This is a genomic window from Arthrobacter sp. H14, assembly GCF_000520495.1.
In the GTDB taxonomy this organism is placed as follows: domain Bacteria; phylum Actinomycetota; class Actinomycetes; order Actinomycetales; family Micrococcaceae; genus Arthrobacter_C.
Genome location: NZ_KI914677.1, coordinates 126,780 through 128,125 on the forward strand (window position 1 = coordinate 126,780; position 1,346 = coordinate 128,125).

Annotated in this window: 2 protein-coding genes; both read left to right on the plus strand. The window is 66.0% G+C overall.

Translation table 11 applies throughout. The features are described from left to right. Window positions 1-829, plus strand: an 829-nt coding sequence (locus Y707_RS31680) for an MFS transporter (protein WP_162150244.1), incomplete at its 5' end; no start/stop codon positions are given. Next, window positions 729-1,298, plus strand: a complete 570-nt coding sequence (locus Y707_RS27115) for an MFS transporter (protein ID WP_333782857.1) — start codon at window positions 729-731, stop codon at window positions 1,296-1,298. The genes Y707_RS31680 and Y707_RS27115, both read left to right, overlap by 101 nt. Window positions 1,299-1,346 lie beyond the last annotated feature (48 nt).

The window sequence follows — 1,346 nt, forward strand, 5'->3', positions numbered from 1 at the left end:
GCCAAGGCGGGACAGCGAACGATTGCGGATCAACCTGTGGAAGTCGCCGCTGGCGCTGGGGCTGACCCTCATGTTCGGCTGCACCTCACTGCAGACCTATGCCATGTTCGCGTGGCTGCCACAGATGCTTACCGAAGCCGGGCTCTCGGCTGCTGAAGCCGGAAGCATGCTCGCCCTGTTCGGCATTCTCGGCCTGCCGTTGAGCCTGATGGTGCCGATCTTCGCCGCACGGATGCGCAACCCGTTTCCCGTCGTCGGGGTTTTCCTGTCCTGTTTTATAGCCGGCTACACCGGCCTGCTGCTGGTGCCGGCGGAAATGACCTGGCTGTGGGTGGTCCTAGTGGGACTCGGTCCGGGCACGTTCCCGCTGGCGCTGGTGCTGATCAACCTTCGCACGCGTACCCATGTCGGAGCGGGTGCGCTCTCCGGTTTCGGCCAGGGGGTCGGGTATGCGCTAGCCTGCTCCGGGCCGTTGTTGTTCGGCATTTTGGAGGCCGAGACCGGCAGCTGGGAGGCGTCCTTCGCGTTCCTCGGGGCGACGCTGGTATTGCTGGGTGGTGGTGCGTTTATCGCCTGCCGGCCGGTGATGCTCGAAGACGGCCCCGGCGTCGTCCGCGAAGCCTGCGGACGGCGAGTCTCCTGCCGACCAACCGGAAGGCGCCCAGCCGGTTCCGCCAAGGCGGGACAGCGAACGATTGCGGATCAACCTGTGGAAGTCGCCGCTGGCGCTGGGGCTGACCCTCATGTTCGGCTGCACCTCACTGCAGACCTATGCCATGTTCGCGTGGCTGCCACAGATGCTTACCGAAGCCGGGCTCTCGGCTGCTGAAGCCGGAAGCATGCTCGCCCTGTTCGGCATTCTCGGCCTGCCGTTGAGCCTGATGGTGCCGATCTTCGCCGCACGGATGCGCAACCCGTTTCCCGTCGTCGGGGTTTTCCTGTCCTGTTTTATAGCCGGCTACACCGGCCTGCTGCTGGTGCCGGCGGAAATGACCTGGCTGTGGGTGGTCCTAGTGGGACTCGGTCCGGGCACGTTCCCGCTGGCGCTGGTGCTGATCAACCTTCGCACGCGTACCCATGTCGGAGCGGGTGCGCTCTCCGGTTTCGGCCAGGGGGTCGGGTATGCGCTAGCCTGCTCCGGGCCGTTGTTGTTCGGCATTTTGGAGGCCGAGACCGGCAGCTGGGAGGCGTCCTTCGCGTTCCTCGGGGCGACGCTGGTATTGCTGGGTGGTGGTGCGTTTATCGCCTGCCGGCCGGTGATGCTCGAAGACGGCCCCGGCGTCGTCCGCGAAGCCTGAGGCAGCCCACTCGCCGTGAGTCAGCCGCTAGCCGGCGAGTCCTCAGCC